The sequence below is a fragment of the Salinicola sp. MH3R3-1 genome, from assembly GCF_001937155.1.
GTDB classification, from domain to species: Bacteria; Pseudomonadota; Gammaproteobacteria; order Pseudomonadales; family Halomonadaceae; genus Salinicola; species Salinicola halophyticus.
This window is the reverse complement of sequence record NZ_MSDP01000088.1, coordinates 1-264: the sequence shown is the minus strand read 5'-3', so window position 1 is coordinate 264 and position 264 is coordinate 1. Positions and strand designations below refer to the sequence as shown.

At 51.9% G+C, this 264-nt stretch carries 1 rRNA gene; it reads right to left on the bottom strand.

From position 1 onward, the window contains the following. A 16S ribosomal RNA gene (locus tag BTW08_RS18470) occupies window positions 1-264 on the bottom strand; the annotation flags it as partial.

The following is a 264-nucleotide window of genomic DNA, read 5'->3' as shown; positions in this document are numbered from 1 at the left end:
GGACTACAAGGGTATCTAATCCTGTTTGCTCCCCACGCTTTCGCACCTCAGCGTCAATACCAGTCCAGTGAGCCGCCTTCGCCACTGGTGTTCTTCCTAATATCTACGAATTTCACCTCTACACTCGGAATTCCACTCACCTCTCCTGGATTCAAGCGATGCAGTCTTAAAGGCAGTTCCGGGGTTGAGCCCCGGGCTTTCACCTCTAACTTACAAAGCCGCCTACGTGCGCTTTACGCCCAGTAATTCCGAATAACGCTAGCT